Annotated in this window: 17 protein-coding genes; all 17 read left to right on the forward strand. The window is 46.6% G+C overall.

Annotated features, from left to right (window positions below; genetic code table 11):
* Positions 1 to 19: 19 nt before the first annotated feature.
* The 17 genes from IGI84_RS00550 to IGI84_RS00630 all read left to right on the forward strand — a co-directional run bounded on the left by IGI84_RS00550 (position 20) and on the right by IGI84_RS00630 (position 13670).
* Positions 20 to 1357 (forward strand): flagellar hook-length control protein FliK, encoded by a 1338-nt coding sequence (locus tag IGI84_RS00550; protein WP_430600596.1) that lies wholly within the window; start codon positions 20 to 22, stop codon positions 1355 to 1357.
* Positions 1358 to 1369: 12 nt separating this feature from the next.
* Positions 1370 to 1801 carry a flagellar hook capping FlgD N-terminal domain-containing protein gene (locus tag IGI84_RS00555; RefSeq protein WP_003129052.1) on the forward strand — a complete coding sequence of 144 codons (432 nt, stop codon included), beginning with the start codon at positions 1370 to 1372 and terminating at the stop codon, positions 1799 to 1801.
* On the forward strand, positions 1798 to 2160 hold the full coding sequence (locus tag IGI84_RS00560) for a flagellar protein (RefSeq protein ID WP_368255663.1): 363 nt from the start codon (positions 1798 to 1800) through the stop codon (positions 2158 to 2160). Before IGI84_RS00555 ends, IGI84_RS00560 begins: the two co-directional genes overlap by 4 nt.
* Before the next feature lie 78 nt (positions 2161 to 2238).
* The gene (locus IGI84_RS00565; RefSeq protein WP_010748537.1) at positions 2239 to 3135 is read left to right on the forward strand and encodes a flagellar hook-basal body complex protein; all 897 of its coding nucleotides are present in this window, start codon (positions 2239 to 2241) and stop codon (positions 3133 to 3135) included.
* Between the two features lie 35 nt (positions 3136 to 3170).
* Complete coding sequence (locus IGI84_RS00570) at positions 3171 to 3368, forward strand: flagellar FlbD family protein (RefSeq protein WP_005226609.1); 198 nt, start codon at positions 3171 to 3173, stop codon at positions 3366 to 3368.
* Between the two features lie 11 nt (positions 3369 to 3379).
* The gene (locus tag IGI84_RS00575; protein ID WP_005472968.1) at positions 3380 to 3883 is read left to right on the forward strand and encodes a flagellar basal body-associated FliL family protein; all 504 of its coding nucleotides are present in this window, start codon (positions 3380 to 3382) and stop codon (positions 3881 to 3883) included.
* A 14-nt stretch (positions 3884 to 3897) separates the two neighbouring features.
* On the forward strand, positions 3898 to 4263 hold the full coding sequence (locus tag IGI84_RS00580; RefSeq protein WP_005231716.1) for a flagellar biosynthetic protein FliO: 366 nt from the start codon (positions 3898 to 3900) through the stop codon (positions 4261 to 4263).
* Positions 4260 to 5024: a flagellar type III secretion system pore protein FliP gene (fliP, locus tag IGI84_RS00585; protein ID WP_086293565.1), complete on the forward strand. Its 765-nt coding sequence runs from the start codon at positions 4260 to 4262 to the stop codon at positions 5022 to 5024. The genes IGI84_RS00580 and fliP overlap by 4 nt, the downstream gene beginning before the upstream one ends.
* Before the next feature lie 25 nt (positions 5025 to 5049).
* The gene (fliQ, locus tag IGI84_RS00590; RefSeq protein WP_005226613.1) at positions 5050 to 5313 is read left to right on the forward strand and encodes a flagellar biosynthesis protein FliQ; all 264 of its coding nucleotides are present in this window, start codon (positions 5050 to 5052) and stop codon (positions 5311 to 5313) included.
* A gap of 12 nt (positions 5314 to 5325) precedes the next feature.
* Positions 5326 to 6075 carry a flagellar biosynthetic protein FliR gene (gene fliR / locus IGI84_RS00595; RefSeq protein WP_086293567.1) on the forward strand — a complete coding sequence of 250 codons (750 nt, stop codon included), beginning with the start codon at positions 5326 to 5328 and terminating at the stop codon, positions 6073 to 6075.
* A 30-nt stretch (positions 6076 to 6105) separates the two neighbouring features.
* Positions 6106 to 7173 carry a flagellar biosynthesis protein FlhB gene (locus IGI84_RS00600; protein ID WP_368255666.1) on the forward strand — a complete coding sequence of 356 codons (1068 nt, stop codon included), beginning with the start codon at positions 6106 to 6108 and terminating at the stop codon, positions 7171 to 7173.
* A gap of 19 nt (positions 7174 to 7192) precedes the next feature.
* Positions 7193 to 9268, forward strand: a complete 2076-nt coding sequence (gene flhA / locus IGI84_RS00605) for a flagellar biosynthesis protein FlhA (protein ID WP_086293571.1) — start codon at positions 7193 to 7195, stop codon at positions 9266 to 9268.
* Positions 9269 to 9298: 30 nt separating this feature from the next.
* On the forward strand, positions 9299 to 10006 hold the full coding sequence (locus IGI84_RS00610; protein ID WP_220426340.1) for a sigma-70 family RNA polymerase sigma factor: 708 nt from the start codon (positions 9299 to 9301) through the stop codon (positions 10004 to 10006).
* Entirely contained in the window at positions 10003 to 10704 is a 702-nt protein-coding gene (locus tag IGI84_RS00615) for a flagellar hook-basal body protein (RefSeq protein ID WP_220426339.1), read from the forward strand. The genes IGI84_RS00610 and IGI84_RS00615 overlap by 4 nt, the downstream gene beginning before the upstream one ends.
* Positions 10705 to 10714: 10 nt before the next feature.
* Positions 10715 to 11497 carry a flagellar hook-basal body protein gene (locus IGI84_RS00620; protein ID WP_220426338.1) on the forward strand — a complete coding sequence of 261 codons (783 nt, stop codon included), beginning with the start codon at positions 10715 to 10717 and terminating at the stop codon, positions 11495 to 11497.
* 12 nt (positions 11498 to 11509) lie between these two features.
* Positions 11510 to 12220: a cell division ATP-binding protein FtsE gene (locus IGI84_RS00625; protein ID WP_077453115.1), complete on the forward strand. Its 711-nt coding sequence runs from the start codon at positions 11510 to 11512 to the stop codon at positions 12218 to 12220.
* A 154-nt stretch (positions 12221 to 12374) separates the two neighbouring features.
* Positions 12375 to 13670, forward strand: a complete 1296-nt coding sequence (locus IGI84_RS00630) for a methyl-accepting chemotaxis protein (protein WP_005226627.1) — start codon at positions 12375 to 12377, stop codon at positions 13668 to 13670.
* The last annotated feature ends 4 nt before the right edge of the window (positions 13671 to 13674 follow it).

Raw genomic sequence — 13674 nt, forward strand, 5'->3', positions numbered from 1 at the left:
AGCTGAGAGGAGGTGAACAATGAAAGAGATCACAACAAGTGCCGTAACCGCTGTACCTGTCGGTAGCAAATCAAAAAAGACGGAGGCGTCACCAGAAGTCTTCAGTTTGCTGATGCAACAGCTGACGGAACAGAGCGAAAACAACCTGCCAGCCCCTATCGAACCATCAGGGATGACGGAGCAAACCGCCGCCGCACCAGAAATGGGGGTTGCCAGCAGTATGGAACATCTGCCGCAGGAGCCAGAAATCACTCCAGCAGTCGAACAACCTGCAACGACACAAGCGCCAGGAATGAGCCAGATCAGCCAGGCACCTTTTGCAGGCTTGGTTCAAGAAGCGCCACAGGCATCAATGGCAACGACGGAGCAGAACCAAACGAGCGCCACAGCAACTTTAGCACCAATAGACGTAGCCACCACAGTCATCGACCCCTCCGAGTCTACGCTTGAAGGTCTGGATTTGATGACAAATGACAGAAGTGAAGCCGCAGCACCAACGCTTGAAACGCCTTTGCCAGAAGACTTAGTAAGCGAAGAGCAGTCCACGGCAAAAGGGAACGCGACTTTCAAGGAAATCGATTTAGTAACAAAAGCCGCGATTGCGCAGACGACAGAAGCACAGCTGAAACAGTCCAACGAAGGGACCGCGCAATTGGGCCAAACGGGACCATTAAATCAAGTGTCGCCAGTGACCAACCAAGCGACGGATACGACTAGCACCTTGCAACGCACGAATGAAACAGTCGCCAAAAAAGCGGAAGCTGTTTCTGCACAAGCCATTGCTTCTTCAGCAGTAACTGACAATGAAATGGCGGCACCAGCACTGCAACTGCTTGATGTTTCTCCCCTTTTGACCAAGCAAGGACCAACGCCAACAAAAGCGAATATGGAACAAGCGGTCCTGCCCTTAGCAAAAGCGACTACCCAACTCGTCCAAACGAGCAGCACGGCAAGCGAGAAAAAAATCACGCTGCAATTCGTTCCCGAAAAATTAGGCACGATCCAGCTTTCCCTAGAAACGAATGACCAAGGCAGCCGCTTAGAACTGACCGTTCAGCAGCCACAAGCCAAAGAATTATTGCTGTCCATCAAGCATGAGCTAGAGCAAGTTTTGCAAAAGCAAGAGCAGCCGATCCTAGCAATCAAAGAACCTACGTTAGCTTCTGTCCAGCAGGCTGGTCCGCTGGCAAATCAATCCTTTGCCAGCAGTATGATGGCAAGTGACAGTCAGTTAAACCAACAGCGTTTTTTACAGGCTCAAAAAGGACAAAGCAAAAAGCCATTTCATCAAAGCAATACGGCTGAAGAAGAGCCGCAATTAGCACCGATCGATCATGCGATCAGTATTTTAGTGTAAAGGAGGAGACCTATGGCAGATGAAATTACAGCAGCTGCGGCCGGTATTGCCAATACATCGGCATTAACGCAAACAAAAAAATCTTCAGATATCTCCATGGATGATTTTTTGAAGATCTTAGCCGCATCTATGAGCAACCCATCGATGGGAGGCAGCGATTCTTCTGGTGGTGGTAGCACCGACTATATCTCGCAACTGGTTCAATTTACGACCTTAGAGAGCTTGAATGAATTGAGCGAAACGTTGACGACCTCGGTGATTTTACAGCAACAGCAGCAAGCCTTTAGCTTGATCAATAAACAAGTCACCCTGATGGACGGCACAGAAACATTGTCAGGAACCATCGAAAAGGTCCGTTTTGCCAATGGCTACGCCACGATCGTCGTAAATGGCAAAGAATACAGTATGAGTGCGATCCAAGAGATTGGCGGCGAAGCAAAATGAGTTTGACGATTCAACAGGGGCTGCAAAAAGTTGCCGGAGAGCCTTATCAACATCCCCGCAAAGCCGTGGACAAACAAGCATTTTCTGCAATGCTTGAACAAAAACAAAACGACATCAAAGTCTCCCATCATGCGCAAAAGCGTTTGACCGCAAGAGAATTGACCTTACAAGACGATGATTATCAATCCCTTTCAACGGCGCTTAGTGAGCTCGCGGAAAAAGGCAGCAAAGAATCACTGCTCGTGTACAAAGATATGGGCTTGATCGCCGATGTCCATTCACGAACCATCATTACGGCGATGGGGATGAATGAGCTTCACACCGTCACCAATATTGACAGCGCCACATTTATCAAATAGCAGCTGGACTGAAAAGGGGCTGCAAGTATTTTCTGAATGACAGAGGAAAATACGCCAACCATAAGGAGGAAAACAAGCATGTTACGATCATTATATTCAGGTGTCAGTGGAATGAAAAATCTTCAAACGAAAATGGACGTGGTTTCCAATAATATCGCCAACGTCAATACGGTTGGATTCAAATCAAGTCGAGTCCTTTTCCAAGACATGATGAGCCAAACGATGTCTAACGCAACTGCGCCAGGCAATGGCTTAGGCGGGATCAACGCAACGCAGATCGGTTTAGGGGTTCAGACGGGCTCCATCGATACTATCAATACAGTCGGTGCCCCGCAATCGACAGGTCGCAGCATGGATTTTTATATCAGCGGACAGGGCTACTTTATGGTACAAGGACCAGGAGCAAATGGCGAAACCTATTACACACGAGATGGCGCATTCGTGCGCGACAGCAACGGAACCTTGACCAATAGTGATGGGATGCAAGTCTTAGGTCGTTCAGTCAATGGCGGTCAACCAGTTGTCTATGATGACAACTTTGATGAAAACACGGCATTGAGCGGACAAGATGCGGTATCTCCCTTGTCGATCCCAAGCACACTGACCGTCAATGGGGAAACCTTGACCTATAACTCCATGGCGATCGATGCCAATGGCTTAGTGTTGGCAAAATACGGCAATCAAACCTTTGTGATGGGAAAAGTCGGTGTCGCAACCTTCAATAACCCAGAAGGCTTAGAAAAAGTCGGCGGCAACAACTATATCCAAACCAGCAACTCAGGGAATCCGATCGTTGCAGGACCTGGCAACAATGGCGCAGGAACGCTGCAAGCAGGTGCCTTGGAAATGTCCAATGTCGATCTTTCGACAGAATTTACCGAAATGATCATTGCGAGCCGTGCCTATCAAGCAAATTCAAGAAGTATTACGACTTCTGATGAAATGCTGCAAGAATTATTGAATCTAAAACGTTAAGAACGTGACGCTTCACCATTGAGAGGAGTTTGACCATGATTCTAGTGACAGCATTGAATGGTAAGCCATTCTATTTAAATCCAACATTGATTTATCGGATCGAAGAAATGCCGGATACATTGATCACACTGACAGACGGCAAAACATTAGTGGTGACGGAAGCTGCGCAAGAAGTTGCGCAGCGGGTGATCGAGTATCATACGGTGATCCATTCGAACCAAGTGAAAACGTAAGGGTGGGAAAGATGGCAAAAGAAGAAAAAGCACCAAAAGCAGAAAAAGAGAAAAAAGGCTTGAGTATGGTTGTTTTACTGCCGATCCTCTTGATCGTGGTAGTCGGCGGCAGTATCGGCGGGACCTTAGTGACGAATCACTTTTTGACGGGGGAAAAAACAGCAGCTGCTGAAACAGCAAAAGACAGCAGCAAAATCTCCTCAGACGAAGCGATCGTGGCATTGGATGAATTTTTAGTCAATCTGGCCAAAGAAGACAACCAAGAGCAGCAATACATGAAGGTCAATTTATCGATTTTAGTGGCGGATGAGGAAAAAAGCGCGGAAGCCACGAAAAATGTGGCCGTCATTCGTGACAGCGTCGTAAATTTATTGCGCCAACAAAAGGCCAGCGGTATTTTGAGCTCCGCCGAAAGTGTACCGAACTTAAAAAAAGCATTGAAAGAAACAATTAATCAGGAATACGGATCAGAAATCGCCAAGGATGTTTATGTGACGGATTTAGTGATCCAATAGAAAGAGGCATGTTGATGGAAACATTTTTATCGCTGGTCAAAATGATTGGGTTTTTGCTGCTTATTCTTTATTTGATCAACATCAGTTTGAAATATTTGAATCGTTACACGAACCAGCACAATCACCAGCTGCGTATTTTGCAAAAAATCGCCGTCAGCAAGTCGTCTTCGATCGGGATCGTCCAAATCATGGACAAATGTTATGTCATGAGCTTTTCTGAACAGCAAAACCAAATCATCAAAGAGTTGACGCCAGAAGAAACGGCCGCTTTTTTACAGCAAAGCCTAGAAAGCACCCAAGTGCAAGCTGGCAAAGACTTTTCTGAATGGCTAAACAAAGCCAAGGCGGAAATTGCTGGAAAACGAGGCAAGCAAAAATGAAGAGCAAAGGCAGAAATATCAAGATCATGGCTGCGGTCCTTTTCAGCAGTCTGATGCTTCCGCAGACGGCGTTTGCCTTAGACACGGAAGACGTCAGTTCCACCATCAACAATTTATTGTCGAATGGGAATGGCTCAAGTGATACGATCAATACTTTCTTGTTGCTGACGCTGCTTTCCCTTTTACCAGTCTTGCTGATCATGATGACTTCTTTTACTCGTATCATCATGGTTTTGTCCTTTGTGCGCAGTTCGTTAGGTACACAGCAAAACCCGCCCAATCAAGTGTTGATCGGGTTGGCCTTATTCTTGACATTTTTTATTATGAAACCTGTGTATACCGACGTCTACCAGCAAGCGATTGAACCGTTTGATCGACAAGAGATCAGCCAAGCCGAAGCCTTTGACCGCTCAGAAAAACGGATCAAGGCCTTTATGATGGTACAGACACGGGAAAAAGACATTGCCTTGTTTGCGGAAGCTGATGGGGAGACCGAAAAGTATCATTCTTCTGACGATGTTCCTCTGACCGTTATGGTACCGGCGTTTATTATCAGTGAGTTACGAACGGCTTTCAGTATCGGCTTTTTGATTTTTATCCCCTTTTTGATCATTGATCTGGTCGTCTCTAGTATCTTGATGTCGATGGGGATGATGATGCTGTCGCCGATCATGATCTCACTGCCCTTCAAGATCTTACTTTTTGTTTTAGTGGATGGCTGGTATCTGATCGTGGAGTCGCTGATCAAGAGCTTTCAATAGCCGCTAAGAAAGGAGCCAAGAGGAAATGACAGTAGAAATGGTACTTGATGTGCTAAGGGAAGCCTTTCTTCGAATTCTAGCGATATCTGGCCCCGCCTTATTGGTCGGCATGCTCGTTGGATTGGTGATCAGTATTTTTCAAGCCACTACCCAAATCCAAGAACAAACGTTGAGCTTTGTGCCGAAACTATTAGCGATTTTTTTGACCTTGATCTTGGCGGGGAATTTTATGCTGAATCTCTTGTTGAATTTTACCAAAATGATTTTCAAGATGATTGCGGCAATGTAAGGAGGAAACCTGATGGCGCCGATTCAAGCGACGGTGTTGATTTTTTGTCGAATATTGGCGTTTGTCGTCCTTTGTCCGATCTTCTCACAGCAAAATTTTCCGTCACTGGCAAAAATCGTGATCGGCATGGCGTTGACGGTCCTATGTCTGCCGACGACACCTGCGATTCCCGAGCTTTCCCTCTTTATGCTGACGGTTTTCGTCATCAAGGAAGTACTGTTTGGGATGGCGATGGGCTATTTGAGTCAGCTGGTCTTTACTGGTGTGGAAATTGCGGGTCAACTGATCGACTTTCAAGTAGGCTTTTCGATGGCGCAAGCCTATGATCCGACGTTGCAAATCGCCTCTTCCCAGTATGGCAAAACGTACTATTGGCTGACGATCGCTGTGTTTTTTGGACTTGATCTGCATCATCGACTGATCACAGCATTGCTGTTGTCTTTTCGGATCGTGCCCTTAGGCTCTGTGGTGATCCAAGGAACGACGGTTGAAGGCATCGTCAAACTTTTCAGCCAAATGATGGTGATGGCAGTCAATCTTGCGGCACCAATGATCATTGCGCTGCTGTTGGTGGACCTGGTGCTAGGTGTGATTTCTCGGTCGATTCCCCAGATCAATATTTTGATGATGAGTCTTTCGATGAAAACCGCCATCAGTTTTGTGGTGTTTCTCTTGCTACTACCCAATGTTCTTTCGTACTTAGGCAAACACTTGCCAGATACGGTCCGCTATTTGCAGGAGTTTATCGAGTCCTTTCAATAAAGTAACAGGTAGCCAGCAGGAGGTGAGAAGATGGCAGAAAAAGATGGCAAAACCGAACTACCTAGTGCCAAGCGGCTGCGGGATGCCCGCAAACGCGGGGAGGTCCCTAAGACCCAGGAATTAGCAGCAGCTGTTTCGCTATTGGTCTTCTCGTTTTTGATCCTGTCTTTATGGCAGTTTTTCGCCGCTTCTTTTTTGCCTTATTTTTCCCGAAGTTTGGCGCAGCTGGCTGATTATCAAACCAGTTTGGCGGATCTGCCGAAACTGGGGGTGCAGAGTATCTTGCTGCTGCTTTTGTTGTGTGCGCCCGTCTTTCTGGTCGCGCTCGGAGTCGGGCTTCTCACGAATTATGCCCAAGTTGGTCTGTTGTTTTCTGGCAAGGCCGTCAAACCAGACTTTAAAAAACTGAACCCTATCAGCGGGATCAAGCAGCAATTCAGTTTGCGCTCGTTGATGAATTTAGGCAAAACATTGGCGAAATTCGGCGTGATCGTCTACTTGTGCTACCAACAATTTTTAGCCGCCTTCCCTGTTTTACTGGGTTTGAGTGAAGTGGGGTTGGAAAAAACGATCCTGTTCATGCTGCTGCGAGCCAAAGAATTGTTTTTACAGATCTCGATTTTCTTGATCATATTGGCCGTAGTCGACTACGGCTACCAACGCTATAGCCATCGTAAGAACTTGATGATGAGCAAGCAGGAAGTCAAAGAAGAGTTCAAGCAAATGGAAGGTGATCCGCAAGTCAAAGCACAGCGCAAAGCGAAGTACCGTGCGATGACCCAAAATGCCATCGCCAACGTCAAAGAAGCGACGGTTTTGATCACCAATCCTACCCATTTCGCCATTGCGATTCGGTACGATGCCAGCAGTGAAGGGGTGCCGCGGGTCCTAGCCAAAGGAGCAGATCAGCTGGCGCAGCGGATGAAAGCAGAAGCCCTGAAAGAAAATATTCCACAGATCGAAAATCGTGAAGTGGCACGAGCCCTTTATCGCCAAGTAGAACCCGGGGATCTGATCCCTGTTGAGATGTATGAAGCCATTGCCGAAATCATCGCTTTGGTCTATCAGTTAGAAGAAAGCCAACGCGGCAAGATTTAAGGAAACAGGAGGAACAAAAATGAATGAGGCTGCCTCAAAACCGAAAAAAGGCATTGGTCTGGCGGATATCTTAATCTCGGTGATCGTCCTAGCTATTATTGGTTTGATTATTATTCCATTACCGAGTGCACTATTAGATATTCTGATCATTATCAATTTGACGATTGCGATCAACATTTTACTGATCACCCTGTTTACCAAATCAGTATTGGAATTCACTACGTTTCCAACCTTGCTGCTGATCACAACGATGTTTCGTTTAGGTTTGAACCTATCTTCCACTCGGTTGATCTTGACCCAAGGAAATGGCGGACACGTGATCGATGCCTTCGCCAATGTCGTTGCCGGCAGCAATTACATCGTGGGGATCATTTTGTTCGTGATCATCATGGTGGTTCAGCTAGTCGTCGTGACCAATGGTGCAGGGCGTGTCTCCGAGGTAACTGCTCGCTTCACATTAGATGCGATGCCCGGCAAGCAAATGGCGATCGATTCCGACCTAAATGCCGGATTGATCACGGAAGCGGATGCCCGCAGACGACGAAAAGATCTGCAGCGAGAAGCTGATTTCTTTGGTTCGATGGATGGTGCCAGCAAGTTTGTCAAAGGGGATGCGATCGCAGGGATTTTGATCACTGTCATCAATTTAGTCGGTGGGGCGATCATTTTCTCCATGGGCGGACAAATGACCGTCATGGAAGCCTTCGCCCAATTCGGGAAACTGGCGATCGGGGATGGCTTGGTCAGCTCGATTCCCTCTTTATTGATTTCGATTGCTTCTGGGGTGATCGTGACTCGTTCCGATAACGATAGTTCCTTTGGTTTGGATATTGCGGCAGATGTGATGCGTAATCCCCAACTTTTTCGGATCGTGGGGGCGATTCTTTTCGTCTTAGCCTTAGTTCCTGGGTTTCCTTTTGTGCCTTTTGTGTTGATTGGCTTAGGTCTTTTCGCAGCCAGCTTTCTGGTTACGCAAAAAGAAGAAAAGCAGCGAGTGGAACAAAAACAATGGGAACAAAAATTGGCACTGGAGCGCAAAAAAGAAGCACAGGAAGAAGACGATTCCGTGGCTTCCTTCCAAGTGGAACCAATCTCAGTGGAAATCGGTTATGGTCTGATCCCTATCGTGGATCGTTCGATCGACAACAGCTTGATGAACCGCATCGTGGCGATCCGTAAACAGAGTGCTAGAGAATTAGGGATCTTAGTCAGTCCCGTTCGTATTCGCGACAATCTCTATTTGGATGCCAACGATTACGTGATCAAGATCCGCGGCAACGAAGTCGGCCGCGGCGATATTTACCCGAATAAAGTCATGGTGATCAGTCCGAATGAAGAGCCGTTTCCTTTTCAAGGAATCGCAACAAAAGAACCAGCCTTTCATCTGGATGCTATGTGGATCGATGAATCCGATAAGGAAATGGCGGATCTGCAAGGGTTTACGATTATCGAGCCGTTGACCGTGATCGCAACACACTTAAAAGAAATCATCTATGCCCATGCACCAGAGCTGTTAGGTCGCCAAGAAGTCAAGAAATTATTGGAGGGCATCAAAGAGCAGTACAATGTCGTGATCGATGAATTGATCCCCGATATCTTGCGGCTCGGCGAGGTCCAAAAAGTTTTGCAAAATTTATTGGATGAACAAATTCCCATCAATGACTTAGCAACGATCTTAGAAACTTTAGCCGATTACGGCGTTGTCACGAAAGACGTAGAAGTTTTGACAGAATATGTTCGCCAAGCACTGAAACGGACGATCGCTGCCAAGTATGCCAATGAGAACCACGAGCTGCAAGTGGCGGTGATCCAGCCGAAACTAGAAGAAATCATCGCTCAAAGTATCCAAAAAACCGCAACTGGCTCGTACCCGGTCTTAAAACCAGATACCGTGACCAAGCTGTTGGATGCCATCAGTGGGATCCAACATGCAGCGATCGCTCAAAATATCAATTTCGTGATTCTGGCATCGCCTAAGATCCGGTTAGCATTTAAAAAAATGATCGTTTTTAATTTTCCAGATATCGCCGTTCTTTCTCTAAATGAGATTCCCAATGAAATTGCGATCGAAACGGTGGGCAGTATTGACATTTAAGCAGAATTTTCTTAGGAAGGGGCATCGCCGATGTATGAAGTCGATCGAGAAGCGGAGATCATCAAGTATCTGCCGCTAGTGGAACGGGTGGTTCAGCGCCTGTCTATCAAAACCGCCGATTATGAATCAGGCGATCTCTACAATATTGGGGTGATTGGGCTGATGGATGCCTTGCGGAAATTCGATCCCTCAAAAAAAGTTCCTTTTGAAAGCTATGCAGCGATTCGCATCAAAGGGGCTATCATTGATGAAGTACGCAAGCACGCTAAAATCTCCCGTTACAAAATGGCGGCAGTCAATCAGTTTTATCAAGCGCGGCAAGAGTTGGAGCAAAGCCTCAAAAGAGAAGCGACCGACACCGAGATCTGCAAACAGTTGGGAATCAACCAAAGTCAACTAGCGGATATTTATGAGAGTCTGCACTACTTAGCCAGCGTCTCTTTGGAAGATACCTTGTTTGCTTACCAAGAAGAAGGCATGACGTTAAAAGATATGGTTCGGGATCCTGCCGAGAATGTCGAAGATATCTTGGTCGCCGAAGAAAAACGCACCGCCTTGGTGGCGTGCATCAAAAAATTAGGGGAACGAGAACAATTGATTTTAAGTTTGTACTATACCGAAGAACTGACGTTAAAAGAAATCGCTGAAATCTTAGAAGTCTCGATTCCGCGAGTTTCACAAATTCACGGCAAAACGATTGCCAAATTGCGCACATTGATTGAGGAGGAACTGGCATGATTCGAGGATTGGATGTCTTATCACGGAACATTTCATTATTACAAAAGCGACAAGAGACGACGAGCGGCAATATTGCCAATGTCAATACAACAGGGTATCAAGCAAAAACTTTGTTCCAGTCGGCGCTAGATGAAGTGGCATTGCATAATTACCAAAGCGGGCCCAATGCGGATACCCGCCGTGACATCGGTGGATTGTCTTTAGGGACCCAATTGGCAGGCAGTACGATCAGTCAAGACCAAGGTGCCGTCAAACAGACGGGACAAGCCAGCGATTTTGCACTGCTTTCCGAAGGCTACTTTGTCGTTCAAAACAATGCGGGTCAGCGGTTGTATACGAGAAATGGCGACTTTACCGTCAATCAGCAGAATCAATACGTGACACAAGAAGGCTATCTTGTCTTGGGTGCCAATGGACAAGCAGTCAGCGCCTTAGGATCAGCGAACTTTCAGATCCAAACATTCCCCCCAGAAGCATTGACTACAGCTGGTCAAAACTATGTGACTAGCAACGCAGCAGGAACCACGGTGAATGCACCCGTGATCCAGCAAGGTGCCTTAGAACAAGCCAATGTAGCGGTTGCCGATGAAATGGTGGCGATGATCCAGACTTCTCGGGAATTTGAAGCCAATCAGAAAGTCTTGAGTTCAACGAATCAGACATTGCAAAAAGCGGTCAACGAATTAGGAAAGATTTGAGGATGAGTCAATGAATATCAGTGGATTATTAGGAATCAGCCGTTCTGGGTTGAATCATTTGCAGACAAACTTAGACACGACAGCCAACAATATTGCCAACGTCAATACCAATGGCTACCAAGCACAAACGACGCACTTTCAAGCATTGATGGAAAATGCCATCGGTGCAGAAGAAACGCTGTTTAATGGCAACGCCGCCCAATATGGTGCGTCAATGGGGGCAAAAGCGACTACGACTACCAGTTTTGCCCAAGGCAATCTGGCGGGCACTGCTCAGCCATTAGATCTCGCGATTCAAGGCAATGGCTTTTTCGGGGTTCGGGACCAAACTGGTCAATTGCTGCTGAGTCGAGCAGGCAATTTTCATTTAAGTGAGAACAAGCAATTAGTCAATAGTGAAGGGTACCCTGTGGTAATGACCACAAACGTACCAACCGCGCAGTGGCCAGATGCGCAGCAAATCGCAATAGATGCCAGCGGTCAGTTGACGACGGAAGAAAATGGTCAGACTCGCGTGTTGGGACAGCTGACCCTTTATCAGCCGACGAATACAGAAAACATCACACCAGTGGGCAACCAACTGTACCGTGCCGGTGATCAAGCGTTGCTTACTTCGCAAACCAATCCGGCAGCCTTTGGCAGCGTCTTGCAAGGACAGTTAGAACAGTCGACGGTGGATCTAGCGACGTCCATGACAGACTTGTTAACGACTCAGCGTGCGTATGGATTGAATACGAAAGCCATGCAGACAGCCGATGAGATGTGGTCCGTGATCAATCGTTTTACAGATTAGAGGAGAAAGAACATGATTCGCTTAACCAAGGTCAGTAAAAAATTCAGCAATGGTACGTTGGCATTGGCCGATATTTCTGTTGCGATCCCTCAAGGAGAATTTATCTATGTGGTGGGTCCTAGCGGTGCGGGCAAATCGACCTTATTCAAATTGCTCTTGAAAGAAGAAGAGCTTTCGGCTGGTTCTATCCAAGTCGGCAATGTCTTGTTGGAACAACTCAAAGACCGTCATCTCTATATGGTTCGACGACAAGTCGGTATCGTCGGACAAGAAGACCTTTTGCTTCCTTATCTGACGGTTGCCAAAAACGTCGACTATGCGCTGCAAGTACTAGGCACTCCCCGCAAGATGCGTCAGGAAAAAACCGCCAAAGCACTGCAACTGGTAGGCATGTTTCCTCAAAAGGATCACTATCCTGAAGAGCTTTCCGTGGGACAGCGCAAAAAAGTAGCGATCGCGCGGGCGATCGTCACAGAGCCAGCAGTCTTGATCGCCGATGAGCCCACCGCCAATCTGGATGCCAAATCAGCCGTCGAAGTCATGAAACTACTCTTGCGGATCAATCAAGTCGGTGCCACGATCCTCTTGGCGACCCACGACAGCACGATGGTCAATACAGTCCGTAATCGGGTGGTCGAGCTGCAAAACGGTCGTTTGGTTCGTGATGAATACCAAGGCGGCTATACGCGCTTTGCTGATCCAAAAGATACATATGTCTGGTGAAGATGCTTAACTTTTCTAGCAAAAGATCCGATTAAATAACTAGAAGATTGTTTTCATAATCGGATAAAGAAGGAGTGACCCAACGATTATCAAGTGAAGAGCGAATCTTGATAAACAGCACGACTGATCATTTTGCATAGGAAAGGATACTGTTATGAAGAAGAAGGTACAAGCTATCATCAAAAAAATCCGCTTGGCGGCGTTGATTCCGCTAGGATTTACCCTGATCGTATTATTAGGATGCTATTTCTTCGTGATCCGCACCCACGGAGACGGACAAGCAGCAAAAAGTTTCTTTATTTTTTCAGTGATCGTACTGCTGCTAGAAATCGCAGTGTTAGTAGGAATGACCTATTTGGTAAAAAAAGAGACTCACTCGGGCATGGATACGTTGTTGACAGAACTAGAAGCAGTCGGTTCTGGCGATCTGTCGCATATCGATGAGATCGGCAGCAGCGACCAAACTTCCCTTTTTGGGCAAGTTCAAAATCGTTTTCAAGGGGTTTTAAACACCTTCAAAGCGGTGATCGTTGGCATGCACGAAGAAAGCAGCCGAATGGAAAAAATGGTAGGCGGCTTAACGACAACCTCAAAAAATGCCAAAAATTCAATTGAAAATGTGCGTCAGACGATGAATGCCATCGCAGATGCCACTAGTTCACAAGCCTCCGAAGCGGAACAAACCTCCTTTGATATGGACGAGCTAGCCTTAAGTATCGAAGAGATCCACAAAGAGATCGAATTGATGAATGGCTATGTCGGTCAATCCCAAAGCAGCAATGTTCACAATTCGGAAATGATGTTCCATGTATTTGAAAGCTGGGAGATCGAACGGCAAAACCAAGCGGAATTAGTGGAAAGCATGAACGACATGAACGAAGATGTCCAAAGCATCGGTAAGATCGTTCAGCTGATCAATGACATTTCTGATCAGACCAACTTACTGGCATTGAATGCATCCATCGAAGCAGCTCGAGCTGGAGAAGCGGGCCGAGGGTTTGCCATCGTTGCGGAAGAAGTCCGCAGCTTGGCGGAACAAAGTAGTCAATCAACGAAAAGCATTCGTTCGATCATTGAAACGATCCGCAAAAAATCGGAAAAAGTGGTCTCTGCAGTGACGGATTCCTTTGAAAGCGGGGAAAAACAAACCAACAATATCAACAAAGCGATCGAGTCAGCCAATGAGATCTCTGATATTGTCGAAAAATTGGTTTCAAGTATTCAAGCCGTGGAAGCCCATATTACCGGGATCGTTGAGAAAAAAGACATGGTTCAAGTTTCCGTCAGCAACATTTCGGCTGCTGTTTCGGAAACCTCTGCCGGCACCCAAGAAGTAACGGCAAACTTAGAAGACTTCTACTTAGTCATCGAAGACTTTGAACGGAATGTGCAAGAGATCGAAACGATCGCCACTATCCTTAAATTCCAAGTGGATAGTTTCAAATTCTAAAAAG

This window comes from Enterococcus sp. DIV0008 (genome assembly GCF_050542615.1).
GTDB classification, from domain to species: domain Bacteria; phylum Bacillota; class Bacilli; order Lactobacillales; family Enterococcaceae; genus Enterococcus_D; species Enterococcus_D innesii.

What these genes read in the sequence shown, in the direction of transcription:
- IGI84_RS00550 (WP_430600596.1), top strand. Translation starts at nt 20, where the DNA reads ATGAAAGAGATCACAACAAGTGCCGTAACCGCTGTACCTGTCGGTAGC.
- IGI84_RS00555 (WP_003129052.1), top strand. Translation starts at nt 1,370, where the DNA reads ATGGCAGATGAAATTACAGCAGCTGCGGCCGGTATTGCCAATACATCG.
- IGI84_RS00560 (WP_368255663.1), top strand. Translation starts at nt 1,798, where the DNA reads ATGAGTTTGACGATTCAACAGGGGCTGCAAAAAGTTGCCGGAGAGCCT.
- IGI84_RS00565 (WP_010748537.1), top strand. Translation starts at nt 2,239, where the DNA reads ATGTTACGATCATTATATTCAGGTGTCAGTGGAATGAAAAATCTTCAA.
- IGI84_RS00570 (WP_005226609.1), top strand. Translation starts at nt 3,171, where the DNA reads ATGATTCTAGTGACAGCATTGAATGGTAAGCCATTCTATTTAAATCCA.
- IGI84_RS00575 (WP_005472968.1), top strand. Translation starts at nt 3,380, where the DNA reads ATGGCAAAAGAAGAAAAAGCACCAAAAGCAGAAAAAGAGAAAAAAGGC.
- IGI84_RS00580 (WP_005231716.1), top strand. Translation starts at nt 3,898, where the DNA reads ATGGAAACATTTTTATCGCTGGTCAAAATGATTGGGTTTTTGCTGCTT.
- fliP (WP_086293565.1), top strand. Translation starts at nt 4,260, where the DNA reads ATGAAGAGCAAAGGCAGAAATATCAAGATCATGGCTGCGGTCCTTTTC.
- fliQ (WP_005226613.1), top strand. Translation starts at nt 5,050, where the DNA reads ATGACAGTAGAAATGGTACTTGATGTGCTAAGGGAAGCCTTTCTTCGA.
- fliR (WP_086293567.1), top strand. Translation starts at nt 5,326, where the DNA reads ATGGCGCCGATTCAAGCGACGGTGTTGATTTTTTGTCGAATATTGGCG.
- IGI84_RS00600 (WP_368255666.1), top strand. Translation starts at nt 6,106, where the DNA reads ATGGCAGAAAAAGATGGCAAAACCGAACTACCTAGTGCCAAGCGGCTG.
- flhA (WP_086293571.1), top strand. Translation starts at nt 7,193, where the DNA reads ATGAATGAGGCTGCCTCAAAACCGAAAAAAGGCATTGGTCTGGCGGAT.
- IGI84_RS00610 (WP_220426340.1), top strand. Translation starts at nt 9,299, where the DNA reads ATGTATGAAGTCGATCGAGAAGCGGAGATCATCAAGTATCTGCCGCTA.
- IGI84_RS00615 (WP_220426339.1), top strand. Translation starts at nt 10,003, where the DNA reads ATGATTCGAGGATTGGATGTCTTATCACGGAACATTTCATTATTACAA.
- IGI84_RS00620 (WP_220426338.1), top strand. Translation starts at nt 10,715, where the DNA reads ATGAATATCAGTGGATTATTAGGAATCAGCCGTTCTGGGTTGAATCAT.
- IGI84_RS00625 (WP_077453115.1), top strand. Translation starts at nt 11,510, where the DNA reads ATGATTCGCTTAACCAAGGTCAGTAAAAAATTCAGCAATGGTACGTTG.
- IGI84_RS00630 (WP_005226627.1), top strand. Translation starts at nt 12,375, where the DNA reads ATGAAGAAGAAGGTACAAGCTATCATCAAAAAAATCCGCTTGGCGGCG.